The following is a 16,839-nucleotide window of genomic DNA, read 5'->3' on the forward strand; positions in this document are numbered from 1 at the left end:
TCTGTTTTTAATTAAAAAGATAAAAATATTTCATTTATGCTTCTATTCCACATTTATTACTGAGTTTAACAGAATTAGATTTTATTTTTTTAAATGCTGAAACAAGAAAATTAGTATTTTAGCGTATATAATTTATAAGCCATGTTAGTAAAAGTATACGGAAGCGCCGTTTTTGGCGTTGAAGCCACAACCATTACCATTGAAGTAAATATTGACAAGGGCATAGGCTATCATTTGGTAGGATTGCCCGATAATGCCATCAAAGAAAGCAGCTATCGAATAGCCGCGGCATTAAAAAATAATGGCTATCAGCTGCCGGGAAAGAAAATCACGATTAACATGGCGCCAGCCGATTTGCGAAAAGAAGGTTCTGCCTATGATCTTACATTGGCAATAGGTATTCTTGTGGCTTCAGGACAGATTCAGTCTGATGATGTGGATAAGTATATTATCATGGGCGAACTCTCGCTAGACGGAAGTCTGCAGCCGATTCGCGGAGCTTTGCCAATTGCCATTAAGGCTAAAGAGGAAGGTTTTAAAGGATTTTTTCTTCCGAAACAAAACTTAAAGGAAGCTGCTATTGTTTCAGAGCTTGAAGTGTATGGCGTCGAAAATGTTCAAGAAGTTATCGACTTCTTTGAAGGCAAGAGTACTATGGAGCCTGCTGTTTTTGATACACGAGAAGAATTTTATAAGACATTGGATTTTCCAGATTTTGATTTTAGTGATGTAAAAGGGCAGGAGTCTATCAAGCGCTGTATGGAAATTGCTGCAGCAGGAGGACATAATATTATACTCATAGGTCCGCCTGGAGCTGGCAAGACGATGCTAGCCAAGCGACTGCCCAGCATTTTACCTCCCATGACATTGCGTGAAGCTTTAGAAACTACAAAAATACACAGCGTAGTTGGAAAAGTAAAAGACGCAGGGTTGATGAACCAAAGGCCGTTTCGCAGTCCGCATCATACGATTTCAAATGTAGCACTCGTAGGCGGCGGAAGTTACCCGCAGCCGGGAGAAATCTCAATGGCGCATAATGGTGTCTTGTTTTTGGATGAGTTGCCTGAGTTTAAACGAGAAGTACTGGAAGTCATGCGGCAGCCGTTGGAAGATCGAGAAGTTACTATTTCAAGGGCGAAATTTACGGTTACTTATCCAGCATCATTTATGCTGGTTGCTAGTATGAATCCTAGTCCGAGTGGATTTTTTAACAATCCAAGTGCCTCTATGACTTCATCTCCAAATGAAATGAACCGCTATATGAGCAAGATTTCAGGACCTTTGTTAGATCGGATTGACATTCATATTGAAGTAACTCCCGTGCCATTTGACAAGCTGTCAGAAGAAAGAAAAACGGAGAGCAGTGCCAGCATCAGAGAAAGAGTGATCAAGGCAAGAGAAATTCAGGTACTTAGGTTTTCAGAGTACGGCCAGGTGAATTACAATGCACAGATGACTTCCAGACATATTCGAGAATTCTGTGTGCTGGAAGAAAAGTCAAAGCAATTGCTAAGGTCGGCAATGGAAAGACTGAATCTTTCAGCCAGAGCTTATGACCGGATTTTAAAGGTAGCCCGTACTATAGCTGACTTAGAAAATGCTGCAGATATAGATTCAAATCATATTGCAGAAGCTATTCAGTATCGAAGTTTGGATAGAGAGGGGTGGTTGGGGTGATATTATTTCTGCTTAGCCACAAAAAAAAGGATTCCAATTGAATCCTCTTTTTTATTCTATTTCTGCAAAAGTATCACCTTGTTTTATATCGCCAGTTTTAAAACCTTTATTAAACCAGTACATTCGCTGCTCTGATGTTCCATGCGTAAAAGAATCGGGAACGACTTGGCCTTGCATTTTCTTTTGGATGGCATCATCGCCTACAGCATTTGCGGCGCTTAGGGCTTCTTCAATATCGCCTGGTTCTAAGATTTGGTTCATTTCTTCGTTGTAGTGTGTCCATACGCCAGCATAAAAATCAGCTTGGAGCTCTAAAGCTACAGAAAGTTTGTTGGCTTCGGCTTCACTAAGACCTTGTTGCATTTGTCTCATTTTTGCAGAAGTCCCTAAAAGCGTCTGGACGTGGTGTCCAATTTCATGGGCGACCACATAAGCTACAGCAAAATCACCGCCTTTGGCGCCAAACTTCGATTTTAACTCTTCAAAAAACGACATGTCCATATATACTTTTTGATCGCCTGGACAATAGAACGGGCCAGAAGCTGAGCTGGCTCCGCCGCAGGCCGTCTGAACTTGCCCGCTAAATAAAACTAATTTAGGCGCTTTATAGGTCCATCCGTTTTCTTTGAAGATTTTAGTCCAGACATCTTCATTGTCAACTAGAAGGGCATTTACAAATTCTCCTTCTTCTTTTTCTTTGGCAGTTAATTCCCTGGACTCTGTAGGAGCGGATTGGCCTTGTTGCAATTGCTCTAAAATGGGAGCAATATTTTGGGCGTTTTCGCCACCAAAAATATTTACTAATAATATAATAATACCAATAATCCCGCCTCCGGCGACTACTTTGCCGGTTGAGCCTAAGCCTCTACGGTCTTCCATATTATCACTCTGACGTCTACCTTGCCATTTCATAATTGTTCGTTTTTATACAAATTAAATACTTTTTATGATAAAATTATTCATAAAAACAAAAATTAATCAGAAAAGACTAAATATTTAAAATTCATAAAAGAAGCAAAGAAGGCAATGTTTTTATCCTATTGCTAAAATGCTTTTTTGTCTTTTTGTTTTATATTTAGTATTGGCATTCAGGTATTGGCGAGACAGAATTACACTACCAAATGGCTTAGAACTATTTTAGCTAATGAGATACCTATTCCAAACTTGGTGGCCAAGCTTTTGGATTCCATAACCTAAATTTTCGGTTTCTAGTTTTTGCGATGAATTATCATCAAAAATCAGTTCGAGGTAGAGTTTTTGGTCTTCTTCGCAGACGTTCCATTTTCCGTTATATTTCTGAGTATTTTGATTCGGCAGATAGAAATTTCCGCCTGAAACATTGCTGAAGGATTCGAGAACATAAACAGAACTGAAATCGGGATATAAAAAGATAGCGTATTTCTGTTCTTCATACCAATCGCTGCCGGAATAGTCGCTGTCGCTGTTTGCTTTTTCTAGACGCAGCACTCTATTTGAAAGAGTATTGATCATTCGGTTTATTGAGGAATTCATAGATTATAAGGTTTTAAATTGCACTTGACTTGCTTGTATAAAGGCTATTTGATGTGCGCCCTTTATCAGCTTTATCACAAAAAAGCAACGGTGTAAAATTGATTTTTTATAATTGTATGTAAAAGAGCTTATTTCCTGTATTTTTTAATAGTTATTCCTGAGCAGACAAGAAATAAGGCTTGATAAAAAAGGGGAATTTTCCCCTTGCAACATTTTTCCAATTAAGATAGTTTTGTTGCTTATTAACAACTTAAACTTTTAAAACATGAAAAGCTCAAAAACTATTTTTTTAGCTGGATTATTTTGTTTAACTTTTTTCCTCCAATCTTGTAGCGAAGACAGGATTTATGAAAAACCTACCCAATTGATTACAAATGATTTAGCGCTGCAGCTGAATAGCAATTATAATATGAATACATTGCAATCAAAAGCTGCGACTGTTGATAGTATTAGGGAAGATGCCAATGCTGTGTGGTATTCTGTAGAAGAACTAGAGAGATATATTAATTATGTGAAAACGGAAGGAATTAATAAAGGATATACAGTCGATGGTATCAGAATGTATCTTGGTAAATATCCAAATGATCCGAAATTAGGAGAGAAAGCAGGAATGACGACCGTATTTCTTTCGCCGACAGGAGCAAAAAGTGACGAGCAGAAAGCGGGAACAGGAACGTCGAATAGCACAGCTGACCAAGAGGAAAATCATTATGATATAACCGATCTTTCTCCAATGAATTACGGATCAATGGGCAATCCTCCAAAAATGACATATCCTTATAATAAATAATGTTAGAAAACTTAAGATTTTATAGTATTTACTTAGCTTTATTAGCAGGAATTGTAGGGTTGTTTTTTCTTTACAAACTCCCTGGTCATAAAGCTAAGTCTTTGCTAGGCATGATCTTTTTTTCTGTCCTGACGGAATTTGTCGGAAGCAATCTGACGCGATGGACAGGACTCATAAATTATTGTGTTTTTAATATTTATATACTTGTTAGCTTTGCTTATTATTTGATTCTCTTGAAATACTTATTGGTTCATCGAAACCACAAGAGATTCGCCGATATACTCCTTATTATTTTTGTTCTTTTTTATATATGTGATTTTATTTTTATACAAAAAACGATATTTGAGGCATTTACGTTTAGTTTTGCTTTTGGAGTTATATTTGTTTTAATACTATCATGTTTGTACCTTGTGGAAATATTTAACTCAAAGAAAATTCTGAATTTCGGAAAATCGATTTTTTTTTGGTTTATACTTGGCGTCTTGCTTTTCCATGTTCCTTTTTTGCCCTTTATGCTGGCTATTAAGTGGTTTTTGATAGAAAGCAACGAAACTATTTACAGCTTGATGCTGTTTATTCTAAATCTTTTGATGTACGGTTGTTTTATATTCGGATTTATATGGAGCGAAAAGAAATACAATTACTAGTTATTTCATTAAGCATTGTACTTTTTACTTTGCTGATACTGATCCTAGTACTGTTTTTCTATTTCCATAAAAAGAAAACCAATTTTTTGATCGAAAAGATGGAATCCGATCTTCATTTTCAATCAGAGCTGGTGAAATCCAGGATTGAGATGAAAGACCAGACATTGTCGGAAATCAGCAGGGAGCTTCACGATAACATCGGACAAATATTATCAGTAGGCATCATGCAGATTAACTTGTACATGCAAAATCAGAAAGAAGTCAGCCGAGACGATCTAAACGATTTAAAAGGCATGTTGTCTAAGTCACTAGACGAAATCAGAACTTTGTCAAGAATAATCAATAGGGATAACTTACTCGAGTCTAATTTTTTAGAAGCCATACAATTGGATTTAGAACGAATCCGAAAGCTCAAAAAAATTGATTGCACTTTTAGCCTGAAAGGAGATTTTCCTGAAATAAATGTAGAGCATGAATTGATTATCTACAGGATTTTCCAAGAAGCCATCCTCAATATCTTAAAACACTCCCATAGCGAAGTGATCGATTTCCAGATTGACTGTCTTAATAACGATACCATACAAATGAAGCTGACCGACCACGGAATTGGTTTTAATGCAAAGAAAAAAAGCAGCGGTTCAGGGCTTAATAATATAATTGTCCGTGCAAAACTTATTGGGGCTACCGTTTCGATTGAGTCGGATAATTCAGGAACCAAGCTATTATTTACTTACCCAAAAAGAATAAGCAATGAAAACTAGTACAAAAAATAAGGTCATTATAGTAGACGACCATCTGCTGTTTTCGCAATCGCTGAAATTTTTGATTAACAGCTTTGATGATTTTGAAGTCACGCATAGTTTTGAAAACGGCAAAGAATTCATACAGTTTCTCGAGCAAAAAGAGAATTTAGACATCGAGGTCGATTTGATTCTTTTAGATGTCAATATGCCTATCCTGGATGGCTTGGGGACAATGATGTGGCTTAAAGAAAACAGGCCCGATTATAAGGCGATAGCACTTTCTGTAAACAATGAGGAAGATATTATCATCAAAATGATCAAGAATGGCGCGAAAGGCTATCTGTTGAAAGATACAACACCTACAATTTTCTATGATGCGCTAAAAACCGTAATAGAAAAAGGATACTTTTTTACGGAAATGGTTTCTGGGATTTTAGTAAACAGAATCGATAATAAAGACAAAAAGCTCGAATTTAAAGAAAAAGAATTGGACTTTATCAAGCGTGCCTGCAGTGAAAAAACCTATAAGGAAATTGCAGACGAAATGTGCCTGAGCCCTAAAACAATTGACGGCTATAGAGAAAACATCTTTGCCAAGCTGGAAATAAAGACAAGGATAGGCTTGGTTTTATATGCGATAAAAAATAAAATCGTCTGCGTATAATTAAGGCATAAAAAAACTCCATTAATCTAATGGAGTTTTTTATTGATTATGTGTTATTCTAATATTCGGAAGAATTTCCAATTTCATCTAATTCATTCTTATCGTCGATTCCTACAGCATTCGCATAAATCATATACTGCATCGAATAGATAATCGGTATGGTGAATATGATTCCGATACAAAAAGCAAAAATCCCTAAGCAAGCTAAAACCACAGCTAAAATCATCAATCCTAAAAGAATAAGGAAATTTTTTGATACAAGCATCAAGCTTCCTTGGATAGCGTCAATCGCTTTAAGATTTCCGAAAATGATCAATGGGGTAGTGAACAAGGTCAGAAGCAAGATAATATAGCTTATTATCGCGCCAATAATCGGAACTCCAGATAACTCTAATGCTGTGCTGATACCATTACTGCAGATGCCAATCAATACTCCGGCAAGCACAATTTCTTTCAAATATTCGCTTTTGTAATAATAAAAAAGCGTAGAAAAATCAAAATCCTGTCTTGCATCAGCATGATGGGCAACCCTCAAGATTCCTGCATAAAAAGGCTTGATGAGTGCAACAGCAATCACGCCGCCTACAAGGGTAACGATGATTCCGGCGGCCGAAAAGTTTTGAATCTGGAAGTCAGCAATGTCGCGACCAAAAGCATCCAATCCGACAAAAACGCCTGCCAAACCAATTATGATTCCCAAGAATACGATGGAAACAAGCAATATTCCTGCTCCAGTAATCCAGACAATTTTCTGGTAATTATTAAAAGTTTGAGAAAGAACTTCGCCAAATTCAAGTGAATATCCATCACGCTTGATGTTTTCGAGCTTTTCTTTCGTTGTAGTAATTTTGTACATAGTAAATTAGTCCGTTTGTCGCGCGAAAGTAATCAATATTTTTTATTTTTTTGGTATCAGAACCATTTCAGCAATTTTCGTATCATTTTCAGCTTGTTGTTATAAGGAGCATAGCGCAGGGGAATATCAAGCCATGTCGCTTTTTTTACGATTGATTTTTGGTGGGAGAATGTCTCGTAGCTCTTTTTGCCATGATAAGCTCCGATACCGCTGCTTCCAACACCGCCAAAAGGCAGCCTTTTATTCGAAAAATGGACTACGGTATCGTTTATGCAACCGCCTCCAAATGAAAATTTCTGGATGATACGCTCGGCAAAGGCCTTATCTTCCGTAAAGGCATATAAAGAAAGCGGCTTTTCATATCTTGAAATAATTTTCTCAAAGTCGCTTTCGGTTTCATAAGAAAGGAGCGGAAGCAACGGCCCGAAAATCTCATCTTTCATGATATTGCTGTCTAGCGTGGGTTCATCAATCAGAGTAGGAGCGATATAGAGCAATTCTTCATCATGTATTCCGCCTGCAATTACTTTACTTTCTTCAATCAAACTTAGGAGTCTGAGGAAGTTCTTTTTGTTTATAATCCTCGTAAAGTCTGGAGAAAGCGTTGGATCTTCGCCAAAAGCATTGCTTATTTCTTGCTTCAATAAGCTGATGAATTTGGCCTTGATGCCTTTTTGTATGAGAAGGTAATCTGGCGCAATACATGTCTGTCCGGCGTTGATGAATTTTCCCCATACAATCCGTTTTGCGGCTATTTGCAGATTAGCGCTTTTGTCAATAATACAAGGGTTTTTTCCGCCTAATTCTAAGGTAACAGGAGTGAGGTTGGCCGCCGCTGCTTTAGCGACTTCTTTCCCTACAGCAACGCTTCCTGTGAAAAAAATATAATCCCATCGTTTGGAGAGCTGGCTTTTGGCAACATCGGCATCGCCTAACACGGCAACCACTTCTGAAACCTCAAAAGTTTCCCTGATAATTTTAGAAATCAGGCTTGATGTGTGCGGAGTCAATTCCGAAGGTTTCAATACAATAGAATTTCCAGCCGCATACGCAGCAATTAGAGGACAAATGGCCAATTGGAAAGGATAATTCCAAGGCGAAATAATAAGCGTCTTTCCGTAAGGTTCCGTATAAATATAGTCTGACGAAGGAAAATTAAGTATCGAAGCTCTGACTCTTTTTGGTCGTGCCCACGAACGTATGTTTTTTATCGTATCCTTTAAATCAGATTGTACTACGTTTATTTCTGTGAGGAATGCTTCAAAAGCAGGCTTCTTGAAATCCTTATGCAATGCGGCGATAATTTCCTCTTCATGGAGCGAAATGGTATGGGAGAATTTCTTGAGTTTTTCTTTTCTGCGGTTGATTTCCTTTTGATCCATCATTTTTAAATTATTGCAAGCCTATTCGAAAGCCCAGATAGAAATCTGCCTGTTCGCCGTCATTAATCAAAGCGGTAGCGATAGAGCTGGAACCGATAAAAAATCCTCCGGCCCTGATTCCTAATCCAGCGGTAAATCCAGAAATTTCATTAGAAGCCAAAGGAGCATACACTTCAAAACTTTCCGTTGAATATCTTGGCGTTACTGAAAATACATTTTGCGCCGTAATCTGGTCGTCGCTGTCATCTTTGTTCATTTTTTGCTGTCCGAAAACAGTAACATAGAAATCTGCAATGATCTTCACATCTGCATAGGCAGAAAAAACAGTTGGCAGTTTTACTTTAAAATCACGTGAAGATGAGGTTGTCGTTAAAAAACCGCTCTCTAAAAGAATTTGTTCTATTTCCTCAAAGCTTTCGACATTTTCAAACTGGTTTAGGTCTAGCGACTGCCCAGCAGGTATGTTGAGTTCGTAATTGGTATTGTTGTTATTGTCGGATTTAAAAGTCATGCTTCCGATATTGCGCACTGCAGCACCAGCATTGATCTTGTAGCCGTCGTTATCGTCTTTCCATTGATAATTGACGCCAAGGTCTGTGGCAAAGCCGTTTAATTTTCCAAAAATAGAACTTGTATAATTGCTGAAATCAGTAAAATTTTCTGCCAAATCTCCAGAATAGGCGATATTCAATCGTGCCGTAGCATCGGTCATTTCAACATCACCGAGATTGTTTGTTATGGTTCCAGAAAATCGATCGAGTCCTAGGTTGGCATACGATCCTGGAAATAATAGCTTTAGCGTAACGCCGACATTAAATTTGTGCTCGTCGTCTTCATAAACGTTTCTTGAAACTCCGAAGGCAATTTCTCCCCAAGTCGTACCGTTGGCACGCTGATTTTTATTGCTTTCAATTGTCGTGGCTCCAAAAATAGCGCTCAAGGCTCCATTCGTAACAGCATCACCAATAGTCGGATCTACGTCGGTAAAATTGACTTTTCCGTAGGCTTTAGTCGCGAAAGAAAAGGCCCATTTGTCCATTTTCATAGCAAATGCAGGACCATAGACTTCGCCGTCGAAACGCAAATCGACATCTTCGTTTCCTTCAAAAAGCTTTTGTTCAAGGTCATCGCCGCTTACCAAATCATCAAATCCAAGCCTGTTGTTGGAGAGATTAAAGCTTCCTGAAAAGACACCAATTTCATATTTGGTTTTCAAGTTAGCGAGTTCTGCCGGGTTGGCAGCAGCATTTAAAAGTCCGCCTCTTCTTGAGGTAGAGATTCCTGAAAAGTGGTCTTGCGAAAAACTGCTTGCCGTAATCAGGAGGCAGGAGAAAATTAATAGTTTCATAGCGGTAGTTTTTTTGTATAAATTTAAGGGAATTTTCGGCTTAAAGTTATCAAATTAACGCAAAAAAACTATTATTTATTCTTAAAAAGATTAAATCGCTTTCCATATAGGGTCGTTAGGAACTGGGGCGATTATTTCTAAAGATTCTTTAGTCACGGGATGAATGAAGACAAGCTTTCTGGCATGCAAATGTATGCCACCATCAGGATTGCTTCTGTCAGCGCCATATTTTAGGTCGCCTTTAATTGGCGAACCGATAGCAGCCAGTTGTGCGCGAATCTGATGATGCCTGCCCGTATGCAGATTGATTTCGAGCGCAACATAATTGTTTAGCTCTTTGATTATTTTGTAGTCTAAGCTGGCAATTTTACTGTCTGGAACTTCTTTTAAATGGGCTTTTGAAGTATTGTTCTTTTCGTTTCTTTTTAAGTAATGGACTAATTTGGCGGAAGCTTCTGCAGGTTTGTTTTTTACAACAGCCCAATAGGTTTTTTGGGTTTCTCGATTTTTGAACAATTCATTGAGTCGAGTCAAGGCTTTGGATGTCCTTGCAAAAACGACGATTCCTGTAGTAGGTCTGTCCAAACGGTGTACGACTCCCAAGAAAACTTCGCCTGGCTTGTTGTATTTTTCCTTGATATAGTCTTTGACGACATCGCTCAAAGGCTTGTCGCCCGTCTTATCGCCTTGGACGATATCGCCAACACGTTTGTTGACGACAATAATATGATTGTCCTCGTGCAAGACTTGAAGATTATCCTTTGTGGAAAGCGTTTTCATTGTTTTGAAGATTAGATTTTCGGGTATTCAAAAGACAATTAGTATTGTTCTTTCTCGTTTGGAAAATCTTTTGACTTCACATCGGCAACATATTGTCCGATTGCGGTCGTCATTCCTTCATATAAATTCATGTATCTTCTCAAGAATCGCGGACTGAATTCGTTGTTCATTCCAAGCATGTCATGGATTACCAAAACTTGCCCGTCGACGCCGCCTCCCGCACCGATTCCAATTACAGGTATGGAAATACTTTGAGCTACTTTTTCAGCTAAATGCGCAGGGATTTTTTCTAATACAAGCGCAAAACAGCCTAATTTTTCAAGCAGTTTGGCATCTTCTAGTAATTTTTCAGCTTCTGCATCTTCTTTAGCACGAACACTATAGGTACCAAACTTATAGATTGATTGCGGTGTCAAGCCCAAATGTCCCATTACTGGAATTCCGGCATTTAATATCTTTTTTATAGAATCTTTAATTTCGCTTCCGCCTTCTAGCTTAACAGCATGTCCGCCGCTTTCTTTCATGATTCGGATGGAAGAACGCAAGGCCTCTTTAGGATCAGACTGGTAACTTCCGAAGGGCAAATCGACTACTACTAATGCTCTTGTTATAGCCCTTACAACACTAGAGGCATGATAAATCATCTGGTCTAGTGTAATTGGCAATGTAGTTTCGTGGCCAGCCATTACGTTTGAGGCAGAATCTCCAACCAAGATTACGTCAACACCGGCTGTATCAACAATTTTTGCCATGGTGAAATCATAGGAAGTCAACATCGAAATTTTTTCGCCATTGGCTTTCATTTCAATCAGCGATTTGGTCGTAATTCTCTTGTAATCTTTTTTTGCTACAGACATAATGTAAAAATTATAAGATGTAAATGTACAAATTGCTTTATTTATGGCTGTAACATAAACCGTATTTTTTATACTAACTTTATGCTTTGGAATATTAAATAGTTCATCATGAGGAAATTACTTTTTATTGTTTTCTTGCTGCCTTTTCAGCATTTGGCCGCGCAAGAATCAGAAATCAAGCATTCTATAGAAATCTTTTTTGATGGTTTTCATTCTAGAGACAGCCTGAAAATAAAATCGGTTTGCGACGCAGGCCTGATATTGCAGTCTATTTCTGAAAGCTCAAAAGGGACTAAGCTGTCAACTGAGAAAGCTTCGGACTTTATAAAATCGATTGTCAGCATTTCTGATAAGATGAAATTCGAAGAACGGCTACTTTCCTATAAAATTCAGGTTGATGGCGCTATGGCACATGTATGGACGCCTTATGAGTTTTATGTCAATGGAAAGCTAAGCCACAAGGGTGTCAATTCTTTCCAATTGTTTAAAGAAAAAGAGACTTGGAAAATCATTTATATTGTGGATACCCGAAGGAAAGGCTGAATTAGCTCATGCTGGTTTTTAATTTAATAGTGAACTCGCTTCCGAATCCTAGATTGCTTTCAACCGAAATCGTTCCTCCTTGTGCTTCAATAAATTCTTTGCTGATGGCAAGACCGAGTCCTGTTCCTTCTTTTTCGGCTCCAGGAACTCTAAAATACTTATCAAAGATTTTGTTTTTATATTGTGATGAAATCCCGATTCCGTTGTCTTTAACGCTTATTTCAAGAAAACTTCCTTTAGCTTCTGCAGTAATGACTACCGTTGAGTTTTCATACGAATACCGGATCGCATTGGAAATCAGATTGGAAACGACCCAGGTTGTTTTTTCCTGATCGCCGGCTATTTCGGGTAAAAACTCGGGAAGATTTAAATGCAAGCTGATGTTTTTTTGTTCAGTCAGTATTTTTGTAGCTTCAACGGCATCGGCAATGATTGTTTTTGGATTGCAGTTTTCAATCTTTAGCTGTGTTTTTCCTGTCTCTACCTGCGTAATATTTAATAATTCTCCAGTGGTCCTTAGCAATCTTTTGGCATCGTCTTTTATACTGGAAACCAATTGTTTTTGTTCCTCATTTAAATTTCCGATGCTGTCGTTTTCAAGCAGTTGCAGGCTCATTTTCATCGAAGCAATTGGCGTCTTGAACTCGTGCGACACCATAGCGATAAAGTTCGTCTTCGCAAAATCCAGTTCTTTGTAAGCCGTGACATTACGCAATATTATAAAAGAACCGATTAGTTTTTTTTCTTCTTCGCCGGTTGGCAAGACAAGGATAGGCACGACTTGTTTTTCGAAATAGCTTTCTTTGTTGTCGGCGTAAATTTTTAGGGTTTCTTGAGGCTTTTCAATATTTTCACTGATAAGATGCTGTAAGAGCGAACGGACAAGGTCATTAGAAAGCGCTACTTCGCTGGCTGATTTTCCGATAATGTCGCTGGCTTTTAACCCCGAGATTTTTAAAGCTTCTTCATTGGCAAAAAGGATATTGTTTTTGTCATCAAGGCCAATGGCAGGATCTTGCATATTGTTGATGAGCGTTTCGATTCTTTTTTTCTCCATCATCAGCTTGGCCAAATTGCTGTCGCTGTATTCCTGGAGTTTTCCCGCCATTGTATTGAAGGACTTCGCAAGATTGCCAAATTCATCGTGTGTTTCAAAATTGACGCGTTGGGAATAGTTTTTTGCGGCAATCTGTCGGATGCTTTCCGTCAGGTCTTTTATAGGATTTGCAATGTCGCTTGGCAGGTTGATGAGCAAAGTAAAAGCAATCATAAAGCAGGTAAGGCCTGTGATAGAAATCCAAAAGATAGCACTGTCGGCTGTTTTTTTTGCCACGATGCTTTTTCTTTGTATCGCATCCATGTTGATCTTCATGATGTCGTTGAGGTCTTTTCGGATCTGGCTGGCAATGGATTTATTTTCGGGCTGTAATTGGAATGCTTTTGCATCTTCAGATAAGCTTTGAGTGAGTTCTTTTTCTCCAATTTCTGTGACATTCTGGTTCTGCAATTTCAAAAAGCGATTGAAATTTTCGAAGGATTGTTTTTCTTCTTCGATCTTATCAAGCTCTTTCATCATGTTACGGGAATAATCTAGGGAATTGTAATTGGCAACAAGAATATTTTCGGTGTCGTTTGCAATAACGTGTACTTGTCTTACGGCCAGAGCAACAAGCAAGACAATCATAAAGAAAAGTAATCCGACTCCGAGCCTTAATTTTGTTTTAATTCGCACAGTTGATAGTTTATAGGTGATAATTTATAGTTGATAGTTGATAGTTGATAGTTGATAGTTGATAGTTGAGAATGGATAGTTTCTAGTTTTTAGTGTGGTTTGTCTAGGTTTGCTCTGGATGTCTTGACAATTGCGGTAAGCATTTTGATCAGTTCGACACTATCTTCGTAAAGGGATTGAAATTCTTTTTCTGACAGATAATGGGTTTCGTGTAACAAACGGAGCCAATATTCGGTTTCTTGTGCTTCTTTCAGCGAAATATTCATCTTGTTGCTAAAATCTTTTTTTGACGCGCCTTGCAAAGCTTCGCAGATGTTTGCTCCAATTGAAGTACCGCTTCTGACTAATTGTTTTGATAAAATAAATTCTTTTTTGTTTTCTGAAATATGCTGATACAATTTTACGATTCTCACAGCAAACAGAAATGATTTTTCTTTGATAATGCTATTCTTCATAATTACTTTTTTATGGCTTAAACTTTCAACTAAAAACTTTCAATTCTCAACTGAGGATAATCAAATCAATTTCACTCGAAGATAGCTTATTTAATAATTCTTTGAAAGCATTTGTGGAAAGAATAATCTTCATCAGATTCATTCTGGGTTTTCCGATGCAGACTGTCGTAATGCCTTTGTTTTCGGCTTGTTCTATGATGGCTTTGGCAATTTTAGTGTGTTCAATTTTGATGACTTCGGCTCCTAATTCGGTTGCCAATTTGAAATTATTAATGAGGTGGCGTTGTTTGTCTAAAGGAATCTTATCGGCACTTTCACGCGGCAGCTGCACATACAATACATACCATTTGCTGCTGTTGTAATAATTTGCCAAACGGGCTGTTTTTCGAATTACTTTTTTAGCGGTTTCCTCGTTGCTGCTGATACAGGCCATGAATTTTTCATGTCGGGAACCTTTGTTTTTGGGAATTTCAATTTCTACTTTCCGTTCGACTTGGCTGGCGACTTCTTTCAAGGCTAATTCTCTCAATTGCAGAATGTGTTCGCTTTTGAAAAAATTTTTCAGCGCCATTTCAATCTTTTCGGTCTTGTATATCTTTCCTTCTTTGAGCCTCGTAATCAGCTCATCGGCTGTCAAATCGATGTTTACGACTTCATCGGCCTGTGCCAAAACGCTATCTGGAATGCGTTCCTTTACCTCAATTCCGGTAATGTATTTTATTTCCTCGTTCAGGCTTTCGATATGCTGTATGTTTACGGCGCTGATTACATTTATCCCAGCTTCCAGTATCTCGAAAACGTCCTGCCAGCGTTTTTCATTTTTGCTGCCTTCAATATTGGTATGAGCGAGTTCGTCTACAATTACGACTTCCGGGCGGAGGCTGATGATGGCCTGCACATCCATTTCCTCCAGCTCTTTTCCTTTGTAGAATAACTTTCTTCTTGGAACAAGAGGGAGTCCTTCAAGCAGCTCGTGGGTTTCTTTGCGATTGTGCGTTTCTATGTAGCCGATTTTAACGTCAATACCATTTTTTAACAGCGAATGGGCTTCTTGAAGCATGCGAAAAGTTTTGCCTACACCGGCACTCATGCCGATGTAGACTTTAAACTTTCCTCTTCTTGATTTTTGGATTAAGTTTAAAAAATGCTGTACGTTATCTTCTCTTTTACTTTCCAAAATAGTGTGTTTAGGTATTAAAACGATAGTGCCAATGAGGTAATGGCTACAAAGTTTTGTTTTGTAGGATCGCCATTTTCGGTGAATATTTCATCTTTGCTGTTCAAGCTTCGGGCTTCGATTCTCCAAACGACATTATCGTAAATGCTGTAATCAAAGTTAACGGAATACCCAAAAGTTTTAAATCCATTAGGAGTTTCAGTAGCGATAATTACGCCGTTTTCGTCTGCATAATATTCTCCTCTTGCACTGATGCTGACTTTATCCGAAGCTTTATATTTTGCAATCAAGACAGGAGAATACCATGAATTATAACTGTCGCTTCCTTTTTCTTTTTGCTCGGCTCCAATATCAAAACCCGCTGTCAGACCCCATTTTTCGTTTAACTGAAAGATGCCATATAGATTGTGAAAATAGCGCATTCTTTTATCAGTATCAGGTTTGTCATTTCCAACAAACGAACTGCTGTTCAATGTGATAGATGTGTTTGGTTTATACGTTACTTGATGTCCGAAAGCCAAGGTTTTGTTGCCGTCTACCCGTTGGATTCTTTGCCATCCGTTTAAGACAAGTCCGCTAAGAAACCATTTTCCATTGTCGGTAGTATAGGATATTTTGGCACCGCTTTCATAATACGGCGAATTATCAGCCAAGATGCTTCGGGTTAGTGTCCAGCAGTCTTTGCCGACGGCACTTTCAAATCCGATATGCGAGGCAAAAATTCCGGCATCGACCCAAAGGTTTTTTGTTTTTGATATTTTGACACCTGCGTTGGCCTCATAAATATTTTTAAGAATGCCTTCTTCTGCGGCAAGATTGGCATTGCCATAGGTTCCAGTCATGATGGCAAGATTGGCCCTGACATTGTCTTTTTCATAATTGGCCTTTATGAATCCTAAGTTTAGGGCGACTTCGTTATGCCTGTTGTGAGAATAGATGAATCCTGGTCGTGTATTGTTTTCAGGTGCCCCAAAATCATAAGCATAATAGGCTTCTACATAGCCTGAAATTTTCAAAGGCGATTCTGATTTTTTCAGCGTGTCGGTTTGGGCTCCTGCGAAAGAAGTTATTGCGATAAAAGCTGTGGTAGCTAAATTTTTCATTTTTATTTTAGTTTATCTAAAGCGATGTTTAATTGTAATACGTTTATTTTTTCTGGACCAAATACGCCTAGGAGTGGCTTTTCTGTATTTTCAGCGATAAGCTTTTCTAGTTTTGATACTTCAATATTTCTAGTTTTTGCAATACGCTTGATCTGTACTTTTGCACCTTGTACCGAAATGTTTGGGTCCAATCCGCTGCCGCTGGCGGTAACCAGATCGGCAGGAATTTCATTTGCTTTTATATCAGGGTTTTGGATCAGGAAGGTGTCGATTCTTTTTTGGACTTCCGCCAAATATTCAGGATTGCTAGGTCCTTTATTGCTTCCTCCAGAACCTGCTGCGTTATATCCTACCGCAGACGGCCTAGAATTAAAATATTTGGCGTCTGTAAAAGACTGGCCGATATTTTTATAGAATTTCTTCCCGTTGCTTTCAACAACAATTCCTTTTCCTTGGTTTGGCGCTATCTGGGCTATTCCAAAGATGAACAGCGTGTAAATTCCAGCGAAAAAAACGATGGTCGCTAAGGTTAATTTGATTCCTATTACTATATAATTTTTCATTTCTGTAGTG

At 38.3% G+C, this 16,839-nt stretch carries 17 protein-coding genes; 5 read left to right on the forward strand and 12 right to left on the reverse strand.

Annotated elements, in window-relative coordinates; translation table 11 throughout:
- Window positions 1–141: 141 nt before the first annotated feature.
- Window positions 142–1,677: a YifB family Mg chelatase-like AAA ATPase gene (locus OLM56_RS11430; RefSeq protein ID WP_264527052.1), complete on the forward strand. Its 1,536-nt coding sequence runs from the start codon at window positions 142–144 to the stop codon at window positions 1,675–1,677.
- A gap of 51 nt (window positions 1,678–1,728) precedes the next feature.
- Here the strand turns inward: OLM56_RS11430 and OLM56_RS11435 are convergent, their stop codons facing one another.
- Entirely contained in the window at window positions 1,729–2,589 is an 861-nt protein-coding gene (locus OLM56_RS11435; protein WP_182493572.1) for a neutral zinc metallopeptidase, read from the reverse strand.
- 225 nt (window positions 2,590–2,814) lie between these two features.
- Window positions 2,815–3,189, reverse strand: a complete 375-nt coding sequence (locus OLM56_RS11440; protein WP_264527053.1) for a hypothetical protein — start codon at window positions 3,187–3,189, stop codon at window positions 2,815–2,817.
- Window positions 3,190–3,454: 265 nt separating this feature from the next.
- Between OLM56_RS11440 and OLM56_RS11445 the strand changes: the two genes are divergently transcribed.
- The 3 genes from OLM56_RS11445 (at window position 3,455) to OLM56_RS11455 (ending at window position 6,033) form a co-directional block, all read left to right on the forward strand.
- Window positions 3,455–3,979: a hypothetical protein gene (locus tag OLM56_RS11445; protein ID WP_246336946.1), complete on the forward strand. Its 525-nt coding sequence runs from the start codon at window positions 3,455–3,457 to the stop codon at window positions 3,977–3,979.
- A gap of 619 nt (window positions 3,980–4,598) precedes the next feature.
- The gene (locus OLM56_RS11450) at window positions 4,599–5,387 is read left to right on the forward strand and encodes a sensor histidine kinase (RefSeq protein WP_264527054.1); all 789 of its coding nucleotides are present in this window, start codon (window positions 4,599–4,601) and stop codon (window positions 5,385–5,387) included.
- A complete protein-coding gene (locus tag OLM56_RS11455; protein WP_182493569.1) occupies window positions 5,377–6,033 on the forward strand; it encodes a response regulator in 657 nt (218 codons plus the stop codon). The genes OLM56_RS11450 and OLM56_RS11455 overlap by 11 nt, the downstream gene beginning before the upstream one ends.
- Before the next feature lie 58 nt (window positions 6,034–6,091).
- Here OLM56_RS11455 and OLM56_RS11460 read toward each other — a convergent pair whose 3' ends face one another.
- The 5 genes from OLM56_RS11460 to panB all read right to left on the reverse strand — a co-directional run bounded on the left by OLM56_RS11460 (window position 6,092) and on the right by panB (window position 11,256).
- Window positions 6,092–6,889, reverse strand: a complete 798-nt coding sequence (locus OLM56_RS11460; RefSeq protein WP_264527055.1) for a hypothetical protein — start codon at window positions 6,887–6,889, stop codon at window positions 6,092–6,094.
- 56 nt (window positions 6,890–6,945) lie between these two features.
- Window positions 6,946–8,271, reverse strand: a complete 1,326-nt coding sequence (locus OLM56_RS11465; RefSeq protein ID WP_264529016.1) for an aldehyde dehydrogenase — start codon at window positions 8,269–8,271, stop codon at window positions 6,946–6,948.
- Window positions 8,272–8,281: 10 nt separating this feature from the next.
- The gene (locus OLM56_RS11470; RefSeq protein ID WP_264527056.1) at window positions 8,282–9,619 is read right to left on the reverse strand and encodes a hypothetical protein; all 1,338 of its coding nucleotides are present in this window, start codon (window positions 9,617–9,619) and stop codon (window positions 8,282–8,284) included.
- Between the two features lie 90 nt (window positions 9,620–9,709).
- Window positions 9,710–10,399, reverse strand: coding sequence for an RluA family pseudouridine synthase (locus tag OLM56_RS11475; RefSeq protein ID WP_121376314.1), 690 nt, complete (start codon window positions 10,397–10,399; stop codon window positions 9,710–9,712).
- Window positions 10,400–10,437: 38 nt separating this feature from the next.
- A complete protein-coding gene (panB, locus tag OLM56_RS11480) occupies window positions 10,438–11,256 on the reverse strand; it encodes a 3-methyl-2-oxobutanoate hydroxymethyltransferase (RefSeq protein WP_121376313.1) in 819 nt (272 codons plus the stop codon).
- 108 nt (window positions 11,257–11,364) lie between these two features.
- Between panB and OLM56_RS11485 the strand changes: the two genes are divergently transcribed.
- The gene (locus OLM56_RS11485; RefSeq protein ID WP_264527057.1) at window positions 11,365–11,799 is read left to right on the forward strand and encodes a nuclear transport factor 2 family protein; all 435 of its coding nucleotides are present in this window, start codon (window positions 11,365–11,367) and stop codon (window positions 11,797–11,799) included.
- A 1-nt stretch (window position 11,800) separates the two neighbouring features.
- Here OLM56_RS11485 and OLM56_RS11490 read toward each other — a convergent pair whose 3' ends face one another.
- From OLM56_RS11490 to OLM56_RS11510, 5 genes are all read right to left on the reverse strand, one after another.
- Window positions 11,801–13,531, reverse strand: coding sequence for an ATP-binding protein (locus OLM56_RS11490; RefSeq protein WP_264527058.1), 1,731 nt, complete (start codon window positions 13,529–13,531; stop codon window positions 11,801–11,803).
- A gap of 89 nt (window positions 13,532–13,620) precedes the next feature.
- Complete coding sequence (locus OLM56_RS11495) at window positions 13,621–13,986, reverse strand: four helix bundle protein (RefSeq protein ID WP_264527059.1); 366 nt, start codon at window positions 13,984–13,986, stop codon at window positions 13,621–13,623.
- A 46-nt stretch (window positions 13,987–14,032) separates the two neighbouring features.
- Window positions 14,033–15,163 carry a sensor protein KdpD gene (locus tag OLM56_RS11500; protein WP_264527060.1) on the reverse strand — a complete coding sequence of 377 codons (1,131 nt, stop codon included), beginning with the start codon at window positions 15,161–15,163 and terminating at the stop codon, window positions 14,033–14,035.
- Between the two features lie 17 nt (window positions 15,164–15,180).
- Complete coding sequence (locus OLM56_RS11505; RefSeq protein ID WP_264527061.1) at window positions 15,181–16,266, reverse strand: porin; 1,086 nt, start codon at window positions 16,264–16,266, stop codon at window positions 15,181–15,183.
- 2 nt (window positions 16,267–16,268) lie between these two features.
- The gene (locus tag OLM56_RS11510) at window positions 16,269–16,829 is read right to left on the reverse strand and encodes a K(+)-transporting ATPase subunit C (protein ID WP_264527062.1); all 561 of its coding nucleotides are present in this window, start codon (window positions 16,827–16,829) and stop codon (window positions 16,269–16,271) included.
- Window positions 16,830–16,839 lie beyond the last annotated feature (10 nt).

Source organism: Flavobacterium sp. N2550 (assembly GCF_025947265.1).
Taxonomy (GTDB): Bacteria; Bacteroidota; Bacteroidia; order Flavobacteriales; family Flavobacteriaceae; genus Flavobacterium; species Flavobacterium endophyticum.

What these genes read in the sequence shown, in the direction of transcription:
- OLM56_RS11455 (WP_182493569.1), top strand. Translation starts at nt 5,377, where the DNA reads ATGAAAACTAGTACAAAAAATAAGGTCATTATAGTAGACGACCATCTG.
- OLM56_RS11465 (WP_264529016.1), bottom strand. Translation starts at nt 8,271, where the DNA reads ATGGATCAAAAGGAAATCAACCGCAGAAAAGAAAAACTCAAGAAATTC.
- OLM56_RS11470 (WP_264527056.1), bottom strand. Translation starts at nt 9,619, where the DNA reads ATGAAACTATTAATTTTCTCCTGCCTCCTGATTACGGCAAGCAGTTTT.
- OLM56_RS11435 (WP_182493572.1), bottom strand. Translation starts at nt 2,589, where the DNA reads ATGAAATGGCAAGGTAGACGTCAGAGTGATAATATGGAAGACCGTAGA.
- OLM56_RS11450 (WP_264527054.1), top strand. Translation starts at nt 4,599, where the DNA reads ATGGAGCGAAAAGAAATACAATTACTAGTTATTTCATTAAGCATTGTA.
- OLM56_RS11505 (WP_264527061.1), bottom strand. Translation starts at nt 16,266, where the DNA reads ATGAAAAATTTAGCTACCACAGCTTTTATCGCAATAACTTCTTTCGCA.
- OLM56_RS11485 (WP_264527057.1), top strand. Translation starts at nt 11,365, where the DNA reads ATGAGGAAATTACTTTTTATTGTTTTCTTGCTGCCTTTTCAGCATTTG.
- OLM56_RS11510 (WP_264527062.1), bottom strand. Translation starts at nt 16,829, where the DNA reads ATGAAAAATTATATAGTAATAGGAATCAAATTAACCTTAGCGACCATC.
- panB (WP_121376313.1), bottom strand. Translation starts at nt 11,256, where the DNA reads ATGTCTGTAGCAAAAAAAGATTACAAGAGAATTACGACCAAATCGCTG.
- OLM56_RS11460 (WP_264527055.1), bottom strand. Translation starts at nt 6,889, where the DNA reads ATGTACAAAATTACTACAACGAAAGAAAAGCTCGAAAACATCAAGCGT.
- OLM56_RS11440 (WP_264527053.1), bottom strand. Translation starts at nt 3,189, where the DNA reads ATGAATTCCTCAATAAACCGAATGATCAATACTCTTTCAAATAGAGTG.
- OLM56_RS11445 (WP_246336946.1), top strand. Translation starts at nt 3,455, where the DNA reads ATGAAAAGCTCAAAAACTATTTTTTTAGCTGGATTATTTTGTTTAACT.
- OLM56_RS11475 (WP_121376314.1), bottom strand. Translation starts at nt 10,399, where the DNA reads ATGAAAACGCTTTCCACAAAGGATAATCTTCAAGTCTTGCACGAGGAC.
- OLM56_RS11495 (WP_264527059.1), bottom strand. Translation starts at nt 13,986, where the DNA reads ATGAAGAATAGCATTATCAAAGAAAAATCATTTCTGTTTGCTGTGAGA.
- OLM56_RS11430 (WP_264527052.1), top strand. Translation starts at nt 142, where the DNA reads ATGTTAGTAAAAGTATACGGAAGCGCCGTTTTTGGCGTTGAAGCCACA.